General features: G+C 65.2%; 18 protein-coding genes. 10 read left to right on the top strand and 8 right to left on the bottom strand.

The genetic code is table 11. The annotated features are described in order from the left end of the window. The first annotated feature begins 16 nt into the window (after window positions 1-16). Together CSW57_RS23985 and CSW57_RS23990 are read left to right on the top strand one after the other, a co-directional pair. Window positions 17-1,504 (top strand): flavin-containing monooxygenase, encoded by a 1,488-nt coding sequence (locus CSW57_RS23985; RefSeq protein WP_099385130.1) that lies wholly within the window; start codon window positions 17-19, stop codon window positions 1,502-1,504. A gap of 13 nt (window positions 1,505-1,517) precedes the next feature. Beyond that, window positions 1,518-2,111: a TetR/AcrR family transcriptional regulator gene (locus tag CSW57_RS23990; RefSeq protein ID WP_223249490.1), complete on the top strand. Its 594-nt coding sequence runs from the start codon at window positions 1,518-1,520 to the stop codon at window positions 2,109-2,111. Between the two features lie 24 nt (window positions 2,112-2,135). Here the strand turns inward: CSW57_RS23990 and CSW57_RS23995 are convergent, their stop codons facing one another. Together CSW57_RS23995 and CSW57_RS24000 are read right to left on the bottom strand one after the other, a co-directional pair. Continuing rightward, window positions 2,136-3,113: an NAD-dependent epimerase/dehydratase family protein gene (locus CSW57_RS23995; RefSeq protein WP_099385114.1), complete on the bottom strand. Its 978-nt coding sequence runs from the start codon at window positions 3,111-3,113 to the stop codon at window positions 2,136-2,138. 11 nt (window positions 3,114-3,124) lie between these two features. After that, the gene (locus tag CSW57_RS24000; RefSeq protein WP_099385115.1) at window positions 3,125-3,865 is read right to left on the bottom strand and encodes a glucose 1-dehydrogenase; all 741 of its coding nucleotides are present in this window, start codon (window positions 3,863-3,865) and stop codon (window positions 3,125-3,127) included. 210 nt (window positions 3,866-4,075) lie between these two features. Here CSW57_RS24000 and CSW57_RS24005 point away from each other — a divergent pair, with 210 nt between their 5' ends. Together CSW57_RS24005 and CSW57_RS24010 are read left to right on the top strand one after the other, a co-directional pair. Next, a complete protein-coding gene (locus CSW57_RS24005) occupies window positions 4,076-5,101 on the top strand; it encodes a hypothetical protein (RefSeq protein ID WP_099385116.1) in 1,026 nt (341 codons plus the stop codon). Between the two features lie 155 nt (window positions 5,102-5,256). Then, entirely contained in the window at window positions 5,257-6,639 is a 1,383-nt protein-coding gene (locus tag CSW57_RS24010; protein ID WP_099385117.1) for an MFS transporter, read from the top strand. Here CSW57_RS24010 and CSW57_RS24015 read toward each other — a convergent pair. Then, window positions 6,577-7,485 (bottom strand): ArgP/LysG family DNA-binding transcriptional regulator, encoded by a 909-nt coding sequence (locus CSW57_RS24015; RefSeq protein WP_099385118.1) that lies wholly within the window; start codon window positions 7,483-7,485, stop codon window positions 6,577-6,579. The two genes, CSW57_RS24010 and CSW57_RS24015, sit on opposite strands and share 63 nt — an antisense overlap. 67 nt (window positions 7,486-7,552) lie before the next feature. Between CSW57_RS24015 and CSW57_RS24020 the strand changes: the two genes are divergently transcribed. The 4 genes from CSW57_RS24020 (at window position 7,553) to CSW57_RS24035 (ending at window position 11,905) form a co-directional block, all read left to right on the top strand. Then, a complete protein-coding gene (locus CSW57_RS24020) occupies window positions 7,553-8,173 on the top strand; it encodes a LysE/ArgO family amino acid transporter (protein WP_370624029.1) in 621 nt (206 codons plus the stop codon). 80 nt (window positions 8,174-8,253) lie between these two features. Then, window positions 8,254-8,721, top strand: a complete 468-nt coding sequence (locus tag CSW57_RS24025) for a DUF4334 domain-containing protein (protein WP_099385120.1) — start codon at window positions 8,254-8,256, stop codon at window positions 8,719-8,721. A gap of 174 nt (window positions 8,722-8,895) precedes the next feature. Continuing rightward, window positions 8,896-10,695 (top strand): cation:proton antiporter, encoded by a 1,800-nt coding sequence (locus tag CSW57_RS24030; RefSeq protein ID WP_317615623.1) that lies wholly within the window; start codon window positions 8,896-8,898, stop codon window positions 10,693-10,695. Window positions 10,696-10,795: 100 nt separating this feature from the next. Continuing rightward, entirely contained in the window at window positions 10,796-11,905 is a 1,110-nt protein-coding gene (locus tag CSW57_RS24035; RefSeq protein WP_099385132.1) for an NAD(P)-dependent alcohol dehydrogenase, read from the top strand. 12 nt (window positions 11,906-11,917) lie between these two features. Here the strand turns inward: CSW57_RS24035 and CSW57_RS24040 are convergent, their stop codons facing one another. The 4 genes from CSW57_RS24040 to CSW57_RS24055 are packed head-to-tail and all read right to left on the bottom strand — an operon-like array spanning window position 11,918 to window position 13,478. Then, on the bottom strand, window positions 11,918-12,229 hold the full coding sequence (locus tag CSW57_RS24040) for a YciI family protein (protein ID WP_099385121.1): 312 nt from the start codon (window positions 12,227-12,229) through the stop codon (window positions 11,918-11,920). 19 nt (window positions 12,230-12,248) lie between these two features. Further along, window positions 12,249-12,782, bottom strand: coding sequence for an SRPBCC domain-containing protein (locus CSW57_RS24045; RefSeq protein ID WP_189339422.1), 534 nt, complete (start codon window positions 12,780-12,782; stop codon window positions 12,249-12,251). Beyond that, a complete protein-coding gene (locus tag CSW57_RS24050; protein WP_099385122.1) occupies window positions 12,772-13,125 on the bottom strand; it encodes an ArsR/SmtB family transcription factor in 354 nt (117 codons plus the stop codon). The genes CSW57_RS24045 and CSW57_RS24050 overlap by 11 nt, the downstream gene beginning before the upstream one ends. Further along, the gene (locus tag CSW57_RS24055) at window positions 13,122-13,478 is read right to left on the bottom strand and encodes a VOC family protein (protein WP_099385123.1); all 357 of its coding nucleotides are present in this window, start codon (window positions 13,476-13,478) and stop codon (window positions 13,122-13,124) included. The genes CSW57_RS24050 and CSW57_RS24055 overlap by 4 nt, the downstream gene beginning before the upstream one ends. Before the next feature lie 207 nt (window positions 13,479-13,685). On the opposite strand from CSW57_RS24055, the gene CSW57_RS24060 reads away from it, so the two are divergent. Next, window positions 13,686-14,714 (top strand): crotonase/enoyl-CoA hydratase family protein, encoded by a 1,029-nt coding sequence (locus tag CSW57_RS24060; protein WP_189339423.1) that lies wholly within the window; start codon window positions 13,686-13,688, stop codon window positions 14,712-14,714. Window position 14,715: 1 nt separating this feature from the next. Beyond that, entirely contained in the window at window positions 14,716-15,561 is an 846-nt protein-coding gene (locus tag CSW57_RS24065; protein ID WP_099385124.1) for a hydrolase, read from the top strand. A gap of 166 nt (window positions 15,562-15,727) precedes the next feature. Here CSW57_RS24065 and CSW57_RS24070 read toward each other — a convergent pair whose 3' ends face one another. Further along, window positions 15,728-16,906, bottom strand: a complete 1,179-nt coding sequence (locus tag CSW57_RS24070) for an HNH endonuclease (RefSeq protein WP_223249492.1) — start codon at window positions 16,904-16,906, stop codon at window positions 15,728-15,730. Window positions 16,907-17,069 lie beyond the last annotated feature (163 nt).

Genomic DNA, 17,069 nt, shown 5'->3' on the forward strand with positions numbered 1-17,069 from the left:
CGTCTTCGACACCGACATCCCCTACACCGACGTTGTCATCATCGGCGCGGGGCTGTCAGGGATCGGCGCGGCCTACCGGATCGCCGAGAAGAACCCATCGCTCACCTACACGCTGCTCGAGCGCCGTTCCAGGATCGGCGGCACCTGGGACCTGTTCCGGTACCCCGGAATCCGCTCGGACAGCGACATCTTCACCCTCAGCTTTCCGTACGAGCCCTGGACGCGTGAGGAGTCGGTGGCCGACGGCGACCACATCCGCGACTACATCACCGCCACCGCACACAAGTACGGCATCGACCGGCACATCCGATTCGACACCAGAGTCCGGTCGGCCGATTGGGATTCGACCACCGACACCTGGACCGTGCATGCCGAGCGGGGCGGCACCGAGACCACGTTTCGGTGCCGGTTCCTGTTCTTCGGCACCGGCTACTACAACTACGACGAGGGATACACACCTGAGTTCGAGGGTCTGGAGAACTTCGCCGGCCAGGTGATCCATCCTCAGTTCTGGCCCGAGGATCTCGACGTCACCGGCAAGAAGGTGGTGGTGATCGGCAGCGGGGCAACGGCGATCACGCTGATCCCGGCACTTGCCGAGGCCGCGGACTCGGTGACGATGCTCCAGCGGACCCCCACGTACATCATCTCGATGCCAAAGGTGGAGCCGTTGGCCAATGCGATCCGAAAGGTGCTGCCACGCAAGATCGCCCACAACGTGGTGCGGTGGCGCAACGTTCTCCTGAACTCCTTCATCTACCTCGTCGCACGCAAGTCGCCCGGCGTCGCGAAGCGGTTCCTGCGCAACATCGCAGTCCGCAATCTCCCCGAGGGTTACGACGTCGACACCCACTTCAAACCCTCCTATCAGCCGTGGGACCAACGGATGTGTCTGGCGCCGGGTGCTGATCTGTACAAAGCCATCGCCGAGGGCAAGGCATCCGTGGTCACCGACCACATCGAGGTGTTCGATTCCGATGGGATCCGGCTCCGGTCAGGGCAGCACCTGGACGCCGACATCATCGTCACGGCCACCGGACTGCAACTGCAAGCGCTCGGCGGGATCGCCGTCAGCGTCGACGGGGAGGACGTCAAACCGAGTGATCGGTTTGTCTACAAGGGCCACATGCTCGAAGACGTGCCGAACATGTCCTGGTGTGTGGGCTATACCAACGCATCATGGACGTTGCGCGCCGACATGACGGCGCAATCGGTGGCGAAGTTGCTGTCGCACATGACGTCTCATGGCTACACCCACGCTTACCCGCATCTCGGCGAAGAGGTGCTCACCGAGAAGTTCGCGTGGGACATCAAGGCGGGTTACGTCCTGCGATCGCCGCATGCGCTGCCGAAGTCGGGCACCAGACGTCCGTGGAACGTGCGACAGAACTTCCTTCTCGATTCCCTCGATCACCGGTTCGATCGCATCGGCGAATCGATGATCTTCGGCCGGGCCACCACTCCCGCCACCGCACCGACGGTCCCCGAGTCGTCCGTGCGGTGATTGAATCGGTGCGGTGAGCACATCGGACACAGAAGCGACAGCTGACGAGCCGAGGCCTCCGGGCCGGCCTCGGGACGGTTCGATCGACGACCGGATAGTCGCGGTGACCCGCGAAATGCTCCTCGATGTCGGGTGGGAGGGCCTGAGCCTGCGTGCTGTCGCGGCAAAGGCCGGCGTCGGGCGGGCCAGCCTACGTCGCCGGTGGCGTACCAAGGCCGAACTGGTGTTGCATGCGATCCTCGGACCGGAGCCCGACATGTCGCGGTTCGACGGATCCGACCGGGTGCAGTGGATCACCGAGACGGTCAACGGAAGTCACGAGTTGTTCGCCACCCCGGAGGTACGGGCGGCGGTTCCCGGATTGCTTCAGGCGCTGCGGGAGAACGATGACCTACGCCGGCGCCTGTGGTCGGATTTCAGTGGGCCGCCCGCATCGCTGTTCGCCGCCGACCCGGAGTCGACGAGGTCTGCCGATCCGGATATCGATGCCCGCGCCATCTTGGCCCTCGCCGCCGGGTCGGCGCTGTTCCTCAGCGCGGTGGCCACCGATGACGACTCCGATGTCCTGCGACGTAGGATCATCGAAATCCTCACGGCCGCATTGTGATGCGTGCTCGTTCGCCCGTTCAGATCATTGTGGTTGAGCGGTGGTGAAGGTTTCGAGGATCGCGGTCTCCGCCGAGCGCCAGGTCAGGGCGAGTTCGGCACGGGTCAACGAGTCGTCCGTCGGAGTGGCTGCCGTCAGCAGCTGTGCGGCCTCGTAACTCAGTCCGCCGATCGGAACAATCCCGGCCACGGTGTCGGCGATTCGGCCCAGTGTACGGAACACGCCGCCCGGCAACGGAATACGGACGAACTGGCGCCCGGTTCCGCGCTCGAGTAGATCGATCATGCGCGCGAACGTCAGCATCTGACCGCCCAGGATGTACCGACGCGGACCGCGTCCAGACCTCATCATCGCCACGTGGGCGTCGGCCACATCGCGAACGTCGATCATCTGCATACCCCCGTCGACCACAGGCGCGATCCGCGAACGGACGATCGGTGCCCAACCGCGCTCGGTCACACCCGCGGCCGTCTGCAGCGCCGGCCCGACAACACTCGCCGGGTACGTCACCACCACAGGCGCGCCCGATTGCTGAAGCTCCCGAGCCACCCGGTCGGCATACGCCTTGGTCTGCCCGTAGGCGCTGCGCGCGGTGGCGGTGGGACTGTCCGGTCCGATCACAGGGTCGCGGGAGGGGAACAGGGCGGCATAACTGCTCACCAGGACCACCGGATCGAGGCCGGTCTCTACCGCCGTCCGCAAGATCGCCTCGGTTGCGTGAGCGTTGATCTGCCACATCAGATCGGCCTGCCGGTCGTCGGTGCCGACGACACCGGCTGCATGGATCAGGGCGTCGCAGCCGTCGAGCAGGCTCTTTACCGCCGACGCATCCCGCACGTCACCCGTCAGAACGCAGGCACGTCCCGACGGTGCCAACCGGGCGACGAGGGACGGATCCTCGTGCGGTGCCACCAGTACCCGGAGGTCGAAACCCGCGCGGTCGAGACCGTGGAGGATGTGTGCACCGACGTACCCGGTGCCGCCGGTGATCGCTACCCGCATGCCGGCCCGGTTCAGAAGGTCTTGTGGGGGACGCCGGCGAGCAGTCCGCCTTCGACGACGAACTCGCCACCGGTGGTGTACGACGATTCGTCACTGGCGAGGAACAGCACCATTGCCGAAACTTCTTCGGGGTCGCCGCCCCGTCCGAGCGGAATGGTGAGGAAATCCTCGGGGATCGCCTCGGTCATCGGCGTCCGGATGAACCCGGGATGGATCGAGTTGACCCGCACATTCTTGGGTGCGAGCTCCAGCGCCACGGACTTGGTCAACCCGCGGACCGCGAACTTGGTCGCCGTGTAGCCGTGCAGCCCTGGGCTGCCGCGGAAACCTTCCACCGACGACACGTTGATGATCGATGCGGGTGCCGAGTCGGCCAGGGCGTTCGCGGCCGCCTTGATACCGAGGAAGGTGCCGGTCAGGTTGACGTCGAGGATGGCCTGCCAGTCCGCCAGCGAGAAGTCCGCGATCAGGTTGCCGTTCACCATCCCGGCGTTGTTGACGAGTACGGACAGGCCACCGAAGGTGTCGAGGGTGGTGGCCACGGCCTCGTGCCAGCTGTCTTCCTGGGTGACGTCGAGGTGGACGTACACAGCGTGGTCGCCGAGTTCGTCGGCGAGTTGCCGCCCGGGCTCGTCGAGGATGTCGCCGATCACCACGCGGGCGCCCTCGGCCACCAACGCCTTGGCGTGGGATGCGCCCATGCCGCGGGCGCCGCCGCTGATCAGCGCCACCTTGCCTGCTACTCGGTCCATGATTTCCCTCCCTATCGGGTCGATTCGGTACCATTGGTACCATAATTACCGATCAGGCGGGTTCTGAATGCGAGCAGGTCAAAACGGTAGTTAGGCGCCGTAAGGTTATCGAATTGTGATCTGAATCTCTGCATCGTTTACCTGCAACCCTCACGGGTACGCCTTTCCTCGACAGCTCTATCGACCAGAGAGTCCAACCGAAGGAGAGATATGAGCACCACATCGACAACACTGCGCCAGCAGCTGCGCACCATTTTGACCCTGACCAACACCGAGATCCAGATCGCCGAGACGCGTACCGCGCAGGCACGGACCGAGGCAGTTCGTCGCGAACTCACCGAGAACGCCGAGAACGGTCGACTCCGGGCACAGGCCATCGAAGAAGCGATCCGCGACCTCGGCGGTCTGCCCGACGTCATCCGGCCCATCGCCGGTCGTCTGGCCGCATCCGTGAAGGCCCTGGCCGAGCAGGCGCAGCCGCTCGACGAGGCGCTGCTGGGTGACCTTGCGCTCGAGCACCAGTTGCTCGACCGGGCACGCTACGTGAAGGCGCTTGCCACAGCGGAGAACGAGACCCCCGTCATCACCCTCTCCGAGCAGTTGATCAATGCTCACGAGTCGACAGTCGTCTGGCTCACCACCCTGCTCGCCGAGGAAGCCATCGGCGGACCGGTTGCACTGCGTCGCGGACCGTTGCAGGCCGCCAGCGGAGCTGCCCTTCGCGCCGCGAGCATCCCGGCCACGCTCACCGCACGCGGCGTCGACCGCGCAGTCGACGCGATTCGTAACGCCCCGGCGCAGGTCAGCGCGTTGTTCGACCGCACCGAAGAGGCCGGCGAAGCCGCGCTGGGCCGGGCTGCCAAGGCCGGGCAGGACGCACTCGCCCGCACCTCGCGCGCCGGAGACACGGCACGCAAGACTGCCAGCGCGAGCCGGGACGCGGCTCTGGAAGCGGCTGAGGAGACCGCTCGGGCCAACGGCGCGAACGACGCCGCGGACCGGCTGCACGCGGCCCGCGAGGGCACCGGCACCATCGACCCCGCCGATCTCCCGATCGATGATTACGAGTCGCTCAACGTGAGCTCTGTTGTCGCGGCGATCAAGGAGCTGGAGAAGCCGTCGGATGTCCGTCTGGTGATCGCGTACGAGGAAGCGCACAAGAACCGCCACGGCGTGGTCTCGGCAGCACAGACCCGTATCGCAGCCATCGCGCAAGAAGTCGTCGGCGTGAAGTGACCTGACCTCACGGTCTCGCCGAGAACAAGCCCGCCACCACCGTGACCCGGTGGTGGCGGGTTCTTTTTGTGTCCACGGTGCCCGGTGCCTGCCGACAGGAAATCGGCTGGCATGTGCGCCGCCGGATCGGGCACAGTTGACCGGTGTCCACGCCGATGTCGCTGCCCCGTGCGCTGAAGCCGTTTCGGCATCAGCAGTACCGGTTGCTGTGTATGGGCCTGGTGCTGGCGATGTTCGCCGACGGCATCTGGACTGTCGGCGTGGTGTGGCAGGTCATCGACCTCGGCGGCGGCCCGGCACAACTGTCGTTGGTCACCGCCGTTGCCGCGGTCGGCATGGTGGCCTCGACGCTGCTCGGGGGAGTGCTGGCCGACCGGATGTCGCAGCGCACCATTCTGATCGCCCTCGAGTTCGCGAAACTGATCGTGATCGGCCTCGTGGGCGTGTTCGGCTTCACCGGCTCGCTGCAGATGTGGCAGTTGCCGCTGGTGTCGCTCATCGGCGGGATCACGACGGGCATCTACTACCCGACCTATTCGGCACTGCTGCCGTCACTGGTGCCGCGCGAGGAGCTCATGGCGGCCAACGGCATCGAGGGTACGTTGCGTCCCACCATCTTTCAGGCAGCAGGCCCGGCAGTGGCCGGCGGTCTGATCGCGCTGTCGTCGCCGGCCCTCGCGATCACCGCGTCGGCGGTCGCCTCGGCATTGTCGGCGGTGTTCTACCTCCTGATGCGGCCGACGCCGGCCAGGCAAGAGCCCAGGCCGCGAGCAGAACTGGTCCGCGGAACGGTCACCGACATCGCCGAGGGATTCGTGTACATGTGGCGTACGCCTTGGCTTTTGGCGACGCTGCTGTTCGCCTTGCTGATGGTGTTGATGGTGATGGGGCCACTGGAGGTGCTGGTGCCGTTCGCGGTCAAGGAACGCGCCGGTGGCGATGCGGGGTCACACGCAATGGTGTTGGCGGCCTTCGGAATCGGGGGAGCACTCGGCTCCCTGGTGATGGCGTCCATGCCGATGCCGCGCCGATATCTGACAGTGATGTTCGTGATCTGGGGCCTGTCGTCGTTACCGTTGGTCGTGATGGGCATGGCTACCGAGGTGTGGGTGTTCGTTCTCGCGGGCCTGGTGCTCGGTTTCGCGTTCGACGGACCCATGGTCATCTGGGGCACCCTGCTACAGCGCCGGGTCCCGCCGCACATGCTGGGACGGGTGTCGAGTCTCGACTTCTTCGTGTCCATCGCGCTGATGCCCGTGTCGATGGCGATCGCAGCCCCGGTGAGTGAATGGATCGGCCTGACAACCACTTTTGTCATCGCGGGCATAGCTCCCGTTCCGGTGGCGGCCATCGCTTTCTTCGTTGCCCGCCTGCAACACGACGAGATCGCCCATCCCCTGCGTGAGGGGCCATCGACTGTCGAGGTGGTCACGACGGCCGACGCGATTCCCGCCGTGGAGGTGAAGGCGGGCGTGTCAGATCAAGAACTGCTTCGCGCCGGCCAGGACGAGTTCGGTGAGGTCGTTGACGATCGGTGACTCCAGTTTCCAGTACTGCCAGTACAACTGGATGTCGACGTGGTGATTGCCCAGTGTGCGAACCGTTCCCGCCGCCAGCGCCGGGGCGACTTGCGCGGCGGGGACCGCGCCCCATCCGGCCCCGAGTTCGACGGCTCGGTGGTATTCCACCGACGCGGGGACATAGGTGACCGGGGGATCGACGTGACGTCGGGTCAACCGGTTGAGCAAATCCGTCTGAATGGTGTCCTTGCGGTCGAACGCCACCATCGGCGCACGCGCCAGGTCTGCGGCGCGCAGCCCGTCTGGAAGCCATGTGTCGATGAAGTCGGTGCTGGCCACCGGGAGATAACGCATGGCGCCGAGAGCAATTGCGGCGCAGCCGCGCACGGGGATGGGGTCGGAGGTCACCGCCCCCACCACTTGTCCCGACCGCAGGAATCCGGTGGAGTGACTCTCGTCGTCCCTGAGCACCTCTACCGCGACGGGATGGCGCCGCTGTATCTCGGCAACCACCGGTAGCAGCCAGATCGAGATCGAGTCTGCGTTCGCGGCAACCGGCAGATGCATGCGTGGGACATCCCGCGGATCGGCCGCGAGAGCTTCGGGATGACCGAGCAGAGCCGATTCAGCTTCGCGCCGGAGAAGGTCCCATTGCGCCGCGAGTCGCAGCAGAACCTCACCGTCCGGGGTGGCACGTGCCGGTTTGGTTCGTTGCACCAAAACCCGCCCGACTGACGCCTCCAGGGCTTTCATTCGCTGGCTCACCGCGGACGGAGTGACGTGCAGCGCGTCGGCCGCAGCGTCGAACGTGCCCCCGCGGACCACTGCTGCGAGCGTGCGTAGCCCTTCGCTGGTGATGTCCACGTAAGCGAGTCTAATGCTCCATGAAAATCATTCGCTGGATTGATCCCCTCGGTCGACCTAGCGTGGCCTGGTGTCCAACTTCTTCCCGGCGGTCGCCGGTCTCCTGACCGGGGCGGGTCTGATCATCGCCATCGGTGCACAGAACGTGTTCGTCTTGCGGCAAGGTATTCGTCGCGAGCACGTCCTGCCGGTCGTCGCCGTCTGCACCGCGTCCGACATCGTCCTCATCCTCGCCGGTGTCATCGGTCTGGGCGCAGTGGTCACCGCGCACCCGCAGGTGGTCGACCTGGCCACCTTTGCCGGTGCCGGCTACCTCCTGGTGTTGGCGGCACTGGCCGCCCGCCGGGCGATGCGTCCGACGGCTATCGACGCAGGCAACGCGGTGGCAGCCACGAGCCGATGGGCGGCCGTCGGCACGGCGGTCGCGCTGACCTGGCTCAATCCCCATGTTTACCTCGACACGGTCATCACCCTCGGCACAATCGCGAACACGCATGGCCCGCAATCGAAATGGGTGTTCGCCGCCGGTGCCTGCGCGGCGTCTCTCCTGTGGTTCGCCGCGCTGGGGTTCGGCTCGGGAAAGCTGGCGCCACTGTTCGCCAAACCCCGCGCGTGGCGACTGCTCGACGTGCTGGTGGCCGTCGTCATGGGGTCCCTCGGGGTGGGCCTCATCGTGAGCGCGCTGTGAAGCGGATCGACCAAGCGGGTTGGTCGGCCGACCCTTTCTGACTACTCTTGTGTGCAGAATCCCCGAGCAGTGAGGTCTAGATGGACAACGACAAGGCCGTGGCCACGTTCTTCGAGCTCAAGGAGAGCCAGGCGGTCAGCGAACCCGCCCAACTGGATGAACTGTGGGCCGCGTTGGAACCGATCGGGCGCGACTTCATGATCGGTGCGTGGTCGGGGGGCGAGTTACCCAGTGGGCACAAGATGGACGGTCAGCTCGAGTTGGCGCGCTGGCACGGTAAGACCTTCAACTCGATCTACGACGTCAAACCGCTGGTGTGCCGCGACGACGACGGCAACCTGTACTCGAATCAGGAACTCGGTAAGGGCGAGGCCAGCTTGTGGGATGTGCAGTTCCGCGGTGAGACCACCGCGTCGATGGTCTACGACGGCCAGCCCGTCATCGACCACTTCAAGAAGGTCGACGACTCCCACGTCATGGGCATCATGAACGGCAAGACGTCGCTGGTCCGTGACCGTCACTTCTACTTCTACCTCGAGCGCGAATGACCGCTGCGTAATCGCCTGACCCGCCGAGCCGGCCCGACGGTTCCGTCACACCGGCTGCGGCCTTGTGGGACCTTGCGCCACCAGCGACAATTCCGGTATGCCCCGCATCGTGCCAGGCCTCGTCAACGTACGTGACGGCCACACGCGGGCGCCTGGCGCACAGGCGGCGCGCTGGTGACCAGCCTGGTGGCGACTTCTGCTGATCTCGGCGCCGACAGCGGCCTCGAGCCTTTCTCGATGATCGCGCTGGTGTTGCTCATGGCCGCGATCGTGGGGCTTGTCGCCACCCGCCTGCGCCAGCCGATGATCGTGGCCTTCATCGGTGTCGGCGTGCTCGTCGGGCCGGTCGGCACAGGGTGGGTTGTCGCCGACGGCACCATCGAGCTGCTGGCGCGGTTGGGGATCGCGGTTCTGTTGTTCCTGGTCGGTTTACGGCTCGACCTCCACCTGATTCGCAACACCGGCCCGATTGCCCTGATCACCGGGCTGGGCCAGGTGGTCTTGACTGCGGTCATCGGATACGGCGGTGCCATCGCGTTCGGGATGGACGCCACTGCCGCGCTGTATGTGGCTGTGGCGCTGACGTTCTCGTCCACGATCATCGTGGTGAAGCTGCTCTCGGACAAACACGAGATCGAGCAGCTCCACGGCCGGATCGCACTCGGTGTCCTCATCGTGCAGGACATCGTCGTGGTGCTGGTGATGATCGTGCTCACCGCAGTCGGGCACGGCAGCGGCGACACCAACATCGGGCTCAGTGTGGTGCTCGTGGTGGCCAAGGGCATCGCGCTGCTGGTGGGCGTCGGCCTGATCATGCGGTACGTGTTGCCCTGGTTGCTCGGTCACATCGCGCGATCTCAAGAGTTGCTGGTGCTGTTCGGCGTCGCCTACGCCGTGGGTGTCGCAGCGCTGACCGAGTGGCTCGGTTTCAGCTCCGAGGTCGGTGCCTTCATCGCGGGAATTTCCCTGGCGGCAACGCCGTATCGCGATGCGATGGGTGCACGGCTGGTCAGCCTGCGGGATTTTCTGCTGCTGTTCTTCTTCCTCGACCTCGGAGCGCGACTCGAGTTCGGCGATGCCGGTGGGCAAGTGGTCGAAGCGCTGGTGTTCTCGGCCTTCGTCCTGATCGGCAAGCCGATCATCGTCATGTTGATCATGGCGGTGATGCGTTACCCGGTGCGAGTGGGATTCGCGACCGGTGCCACCCTCGCGCAGATCTCCGAGTTCTCACTGATACTTGCCGCTCTGGGGTTCGGTCTCGGCCACATCGATGGCGCCACAGTCAGTCTCATCACGGTCGTCGGGCTCATCACCATCGGCTGTTCCACCTACCTGATCCTGTACTGGAGTGCGATCTTCGACCGCCTCGAGCGCTGGGTCGCGGTGTTCGAACGGACCGAGAAGCTGCGTCCTGAGGCAGCCGACATCACGCCCGAAATCGACACGATCGTCTACGGACTGGGCCGGTTCGGCACCCACGTCGCCGAGCACCTGAGCGAGTCGGGACACAAGGTGTTGGTCGTCGATTTCGATCCCCAGCGGGTCGCACACCACAACAGCCGCGGAGAGCCGGCAGTCTTCGGCAGTGCCGAGGACGTCCACTTCCTCGAGTCATTGCCGCTCGCGCAGACGCGGTACGTCATCAGCACCATCCCGGTGATCGACACGAGTAGGACTCTGCTGCACAACCTTCGGCAGGCGAAGTACGCCGGGCGCACGGTGGTCACCGCGCACACCCGCCATGATGCCGAACAGTTGCGGTCGGCCGGTGCCGATGTAGTTCTCGAACCCTTTGCATTGGCGGCGGGAGCCACAAGCGATGCGCTGCGGGCCGCGCTTGACGCACTCGATCAGGACGAGTCCGACAGCGCACGCGTGGCCGAGTCCGGTTCCGCCGAATCGGGCATCGACGATCCCACCGCATCGAGGGGTGGCGTGTCAGACGATTTGGGCCACCGCGATACCCGCGAATGATCGAGTGTCCGCAGATCGAAGTGACTACAGTCAGTGTCAGATGGCGGCTCCGGTGGGGGCGTTGTGCCATCCGGTTTCATCGGTCGAGTGGAGGGCGAACATGGTCGCGAGTCGAGCTGCGGTACTCACTGAGGCAGGCGGTGCCCCGGTGCTCGCCGACATCGAGGTCCGTGAGCCGGTTGGGGACGAGGTGCTCATCAAGATCGGTGCGGTCGGCATTTGCCATACCGACATATCCCTGGCTGCCCGATGGCCGGCGAAGCGGATGCCGATCGTGTTCGGACACGAAGGCTGCGGCGTGGTCGAAGCGGTGGGGCCGGGTGCCACTGTCGCCGTCGGGCAGCGTGTTGTGCTGACGTTCAACAGTTGTGGAGTCTGTTCGCAATGTGCGGCCGGCCGTCCTGCTTACTGCGACCGATCGACCACCTTGAACATGCGTGGCGACCGTGCGGACGGGTCCGGCGCCCTGAGCTGGTCGGGGGCCTCGAGCGGATCGAATGGCGCAGTTGTCGGTGGCTTCTTCGGCCAATCGAGCTTCTCGACGTATGCGATTGCGACACAACGGAACACGGTCCCGATCGGCGAGCAGATCGATGCCGCCACAGCAGCTCCGCTGGGGTGCAGTGTGCAAACAGGAGTCGGTGCGGTGCTCAATGCCCTGCGACCGGGCATCGGCGATTCGATCGCGGTGTTCGGGGCAGGTGCCGTCGGTCTGTCTGCTGTCATGGGTGCGAGGATTGCCGGTTGCAGCACGATCATCGCCGTGGATCCGATTGCCGAGCGACGTTCACTGGCAACAGATCTGGGCGCCACACATGTCGTCGACCCCGCTGATTCCGCCGTGGTGGAGGCGGTGGTGGAACATGCCGCCGGCGGTGTCGGCCACGCCCTCGACACCACCGCCATCCCCGCCGTCCTCGCCGATGCCGTGTCAGCGCTGCGTACGCGCGGCCAGTTGGGCATAGTCGGCCTGGGTGCTCCGATGGCTGAACTCCCCGTCGGACTCGTCATGGGAAGAGGGCTGTCGATTCGGGGCATCGTCGAGGGCGACAGCGTGCCGCAGACCTTCATTCCCGAACTGGTCGATCTGTACTCACGCGGAGACCTACCGCTCGAGAAGCTGATCACGCCTTACGCTTTCAGTGACTTTGACAGCGCGTGGCAGGCGGCGAGTTCGGGTTCAGTTGTGAAGCCTGTCCTGACTGTGTGATGCGGGCGCCGGTCAGCCCGCCGGGTCATCGCGACCGATACCGACGGGCATCGGCAGTATCTCGACGCGCGCGAGACCTGAAGTGATCGCGGGATCGGCGGCGCTGATCGCCCGCACCTCGGCCTCGGAGTCGGCGCGCACCACCCCCAGACCCCAGTTGCCTGTTGGGTCGACGACGGGCCCGAAGATGACCGCGGTGCCGTCGGACAGCAGCTCCGACCAGTAGGCGCCGTGCCGGCCCATGATCGCGACCTCGTCGTCGGACATGTCGCCGGGTCCGAAAGTAGGTCGAGGTGGAATGAGTTTGTACACGAAGTGGGTCATGACGATGCCCTTCCCGTTTTCAGGTGAGTGATGATTCGATGGCGGCGACCGAGGCCGCAAGGGCGGTAGCCCAACCGCCGGAGTATGCGCCCGAGCTGTAACCGCCTGGCGCAGCACAGTCTTCGCGAAGTTGATCCTCGCTGAGCCGCTCCCAGCCGCGGTGCTCCACGGAGACTCTGGTGAGTGCGGGGCCGAGAGCGCTGAACGCCAACTCGACTTCGGTGGGCTCGGGGGTGTTGAGCCACGACATGACAAACCGGCTCGGCGGTTCCCATAATTCGAGCTGACCCCAGTCGGCGGTGGTGCCGTCGTCCCATGTCTCGTAGACGCGACCGCCGGTGTGCTCCTCGATGGTGACGCTGCGGGCGCGATCGCCGCCGATCGACATGGGCTGCAGGGGCCACCAGACCCCGATGGTTCGGACGAAGGTGGTGAAAACGTGGTCGAGATCGCTGCGCACGGTGGTGGATTGGCGGATCGGGGGGCGCCGCAGGGGGAGGACCGAGCCGCTAACCGGCCGGGCGGGCTGGTCGGTCTCGCGTTCAGCCGGCACGGTTCACCTCGTCAGCATCGGTCAGTCCGCGCTCGGCCTCCACCAGTTGCCGCGCGACGTCGAGAGATGACGCCCACATGCCGTCGAGCATGTCGCGGAGTTGGTCGATGCCCTCGGGGCGGGTGCGGTACATACGCCGGGTTCCTTCGCGCCGTTCGGTGAGCAGTCCGGCGTCCTTCAGCACCGTGAGGTGCTGGGAGATCGCGGTACGGCTGACCTCGAAGCGCGCCGCGATCTCGCCGGCCGCGAGCTCTTCCCCGGAAACGAGCTCCAGGATGGCGCGGCGTCGGGGCTCGGCCATCGCGCGCAGGGCTTCGTCGACGCCCGGCCGTTCTCCGGTCATGTCCAGAGCCCGATGGTGTTGCCGTCGGGGTCGGCGAACATCGCGAAGCGACCGTACCCGTCAGGCAGGTCCGTGGGAGGTACGAGTGCTTTGCCGCCGAGGGTCTCGGCCCGGTCGAGTGATGCCTGCAGGTCGTCGACTCGCATGTACACGCTCACGCCGCCGGTCTCGGCCGGGTCGGTGACGGCGCCGATGCCGCCGCCGACCGCCTCTTCACCTGCGCCGGTGTCGACCAGTGAGTATCCCGGACCCTGGCTCTCGTCGATGGTCCAGTCGAACAGTTCGCGGTAGAACGCGGTGAGGCGGGTGGGGTCGTGCGATGTGATCTCGAAGAACGCGACCGGTGCTCCCATGGTGACTCCTTGTACGAGTATTTGTCGGACTCCGCTAACGTTAGCGTTCACTGACGGAGTAAGCAAGGCCAATGTCAGACTCCCGAAGGGGTGAGGGATGCCAACCACCGCCGCCGTGTGAAAAGAGCGCCGTCAGTGAGTTGTCATCGCCCATACTGGCCGTGGTCCCACGCGTGTGGGCTGTGTCCACGAGGAAGGCGATGGCTGATGGCTGACGAGGACCACTCCGGGACCCGACCGGCCGCGTGGCGGGAAGGGCTTGCAGAGGGTGCGGATTCCCTGCTCGCCGGACGGGAACGGGCCGAACGGGACGCCGAGTATCGAACCCTCACCTACGAGGTCACCGACCGGATCGCGCGGATCACCTTCAACCGGCCCGAGCGGGGTAACGCCATCACGGCCGACACTCCGGTGGAATTGGCTGCTGCTGTAGAGCGCGCCGATCTCGACCCACGAGTGCACGTGATGGTGGTGTCCGGACGGGGCAAGGGTTTCTGCGGCGGCTACGACCTGTCGATCTTCGCGGAGAACGGCGGGAATCCGTCGGACGGTCCGGACGCGGCCGCCGGGACAGTGCTTGATCCGATTGTGCAGGCGCGCAACCACAATCCTCATGGCACATGGGACCCCATGGTCGACTACGCAATGATGAGTCGATTCAACCGGGGTTTCGCGAGTCTGCTGCACGCCAACAAGCCGACGGTGGCAAAACTCCACGGATTTGCGGTTGCCGGCGGAACCGACATCGCGCTGTACGCCGATCAGATCATCTGCGCCGACGACACCAAGATCGGCTACCCACCGACCCGCGTCTGGGGAATTCCCGCGGCCGGGATGTGGGCGCACCGACTCGGAGACCAACGGGCCAAGCGGCTTTTGTTCACTGGTGACTGCCTCAGCGGAAAACAGGCCGCTGAGTGGGGACTGGCCATCGAGGCGCCGGAGGCGGACCGCCTCGACGAGCGCACCGAGGATCTGCTGGAACGAATCTCGCGAATGCCGATCAATCAGCTCATCATGGCCAAGTTGGCGATGAACAGTTCGCTGCTGTCGCAGGGTGTCGCCAATTCGACGATGATCAGCACTGTCTTCGACGGCATCTCGCGACACACTCGCGAGGGCTACGCATTCCAGATGCGTTCGGCAACAGTCGGTTTCCGCGAGGCGGTACGCGAGCGCGACGAACCGTTCGGCGACTACAAGCGCGCCCAGTTCGACAAGCCCGGAGATTCCTGACTTGTCCGCGCGCACCACATCCCGAGACCCTTGGTTCTGTGTCAACTGTGCCAACGAGTATGCGCCCGCTGTTGATCCGCCTGCAGAGTGTCTGATCTGTACCGATGAACGTGAGTTCGTCCCGCCGGACGGTCAGCAGTGGGCTCGGACGGCAGACCTCGATGAGCGAACCATCGACTGCAGCGAGGTGGAGCCCGATCTGCTTGCCATCACACTCGATCCGCAAGTGGGTATCGGGCAACGAACCTTCCTGATCCGAACGCCGGCTGGAAACCTGCTGTGGGAACCGCCTGGGTACATCGATGAGTCGTTGGTCCGGCTCATCAGGTCCCACGGCGGCATTTCGGCGATCGCGTCCAGCCACCCTCACCTCGTGGGAGCCAGCGTTTCACTGAGCCACGAGTTCGATTCGGTGCCTGTCTATTTCAACCAGGTCGACGCGACCTCACTGACCCGCCCCGACGACGTCATACGGTTCTGGACCGATCGCCAGCCCATGTTCGGCGGCATCGAACTGGTGCAATGCGGCGGCCACTTCCCTGGCAGCTCTGTGCTGCTGTGGCCGGATGGCGGCAATGGCAGGGGAGCGATCTTCGTCGGTGACACCCTCATGGTCGGCGCGGACAGACGCAGCGTCTCGTTCATGCGCAGCTACCCCAATCTGATCCCGCTGCCCCCGCGCCTGGTCCGGAAGATCGAGGCGACGGTTATGGCGTTGCCGTTCGACCGGATCTACGGAGGATTCGACGGACAGGTGATCGAGTCGAACGGTCCTGCGATCGTTCGATTTTCGGCTGACCGCTACGTCGGCTGGGTCACCGACGAACTGCGCGACAGGAGCGAGTGACACGGCGAGCTCCGCTACGTTCCCGAGGGGGTGAAACCCTCACACTATGGAGTTGTCAATGTGCCTGCTCGTTCTCGGCTGTGCCGAGTGAGGCAGGTAGGTCGGTCTGCCAGTCCGGCATCTGCAGTGCAGGTAACTGGATGTCCACGCTGCAGTGGACGGTGAGTCAGGCTGCGAGGGTGAGGGTTCGGCGGTTGTAGGCTGGTAGTGGTTGTCGGGTGGGGTCGATGTCGGCGGGTGGGATGAGCCAGGGGTGTCCGTCGGCGCCCATGGTGATGTCCCAGTCGGTGTGGTGCACGGCCCGATGACAGGTCCGGCAGAGTAGGCAGCCGTTACCCAGGGTGGTGGGTCCTCCGTCAGCCCAGTGCACGATGTGGTGGCAGTCCGACCAGGTCGCCGGCGCCCCGCATTTGATGCAGCAGGTATCTCGGATCAGGATCGCTTTCCGCACAGGCCCGGTGAACAGGCGTCGGGGTGGACTCAAATCGATCGGCACCTGCTGTCCATCGAGGGTGATCGAGGTGATCACCGCATCACACGCAGCTGCGGCTGCGGTTGCTTCGGTGACCGGGCCCATCCACCGCAGTGACGCCCGGTCGGGATGATCAGCGGGAACCGTCACCATGACTTCCGTTTTCGGTGCTGACACCCAGCCCTGCCCACCGCCGCCGCAGTCGAGGAGTTGATGCAGGGCATCAGCTCGTCGTTGTGTCGGTGTGCGGGTATCTGCGCTGCCGTCGGGTTCGGGTCGGGGTCTGGACCACACGTCGAGGGCGGACATCATCTTCTCGCCAGTCACCGCATCAACATCAAACGTGCCTGCCAGTCGGCCATCGTCAGTGATCGCATAGTCCAGAGTGTTCAACGAGGCGTCCTCGGCGGCCGGCACCCCACCCGCCGGCCCGGCGACGTCGTTGCCTATCGCCCGGGCGATCCGCCCGATCTCCGCCGGTGGTGCACCAGAGAACGGATGGCTGAGCAATTTTCGCTCGACCTCACCCCGGAACTCTTCGCTCATCACACCCACCACGCGGCCCCGAACATGGCTGATGCCTGGGACCACTGCATCGACGTGTTCGGCGGACAGGAATCCGTCCCGAAAGTATCCGGCTGTACGGTCCAGGCCTGCTAGCCCGGTGCCGATGCGTAACCACCGCGCCGCCGCCCCAGGAGTAGCACCGTTGGCCTGCAACAGCTTTGACGTTGTCGACCCCATCCGTTTGGCGACACCCAACCGGTCGATGATCGCCGCACCCGCCGCCAACCGTGCATCGACAGCATTACGCAGGGTGATCAGATCTTTCACCACCGCCACCACCCCGGCCGGATCAGCAGGGAACTCCACCCCGATGACCTCATCAACCAGATCAACAACAGCCTCACCACACCCCCTCCAAGACAACAACACTGGGACAACAACATTGGGACAGCCGATCACAATGGTGGCGTAGTCACACGTATCTCAGAGTCAGGTCTTGCGGACGATCAGCGTGTCATCAGTCTAGCGC

This window comes from Williamsia muralis, assembly GCF_002735905.1.
Classification (GTDB): Bacteria; Actinomycetota; Actinomycetes; order Mycobacteriales; family Mycobacteriaceae; genus Williamsia; species Williamsia muralis_A.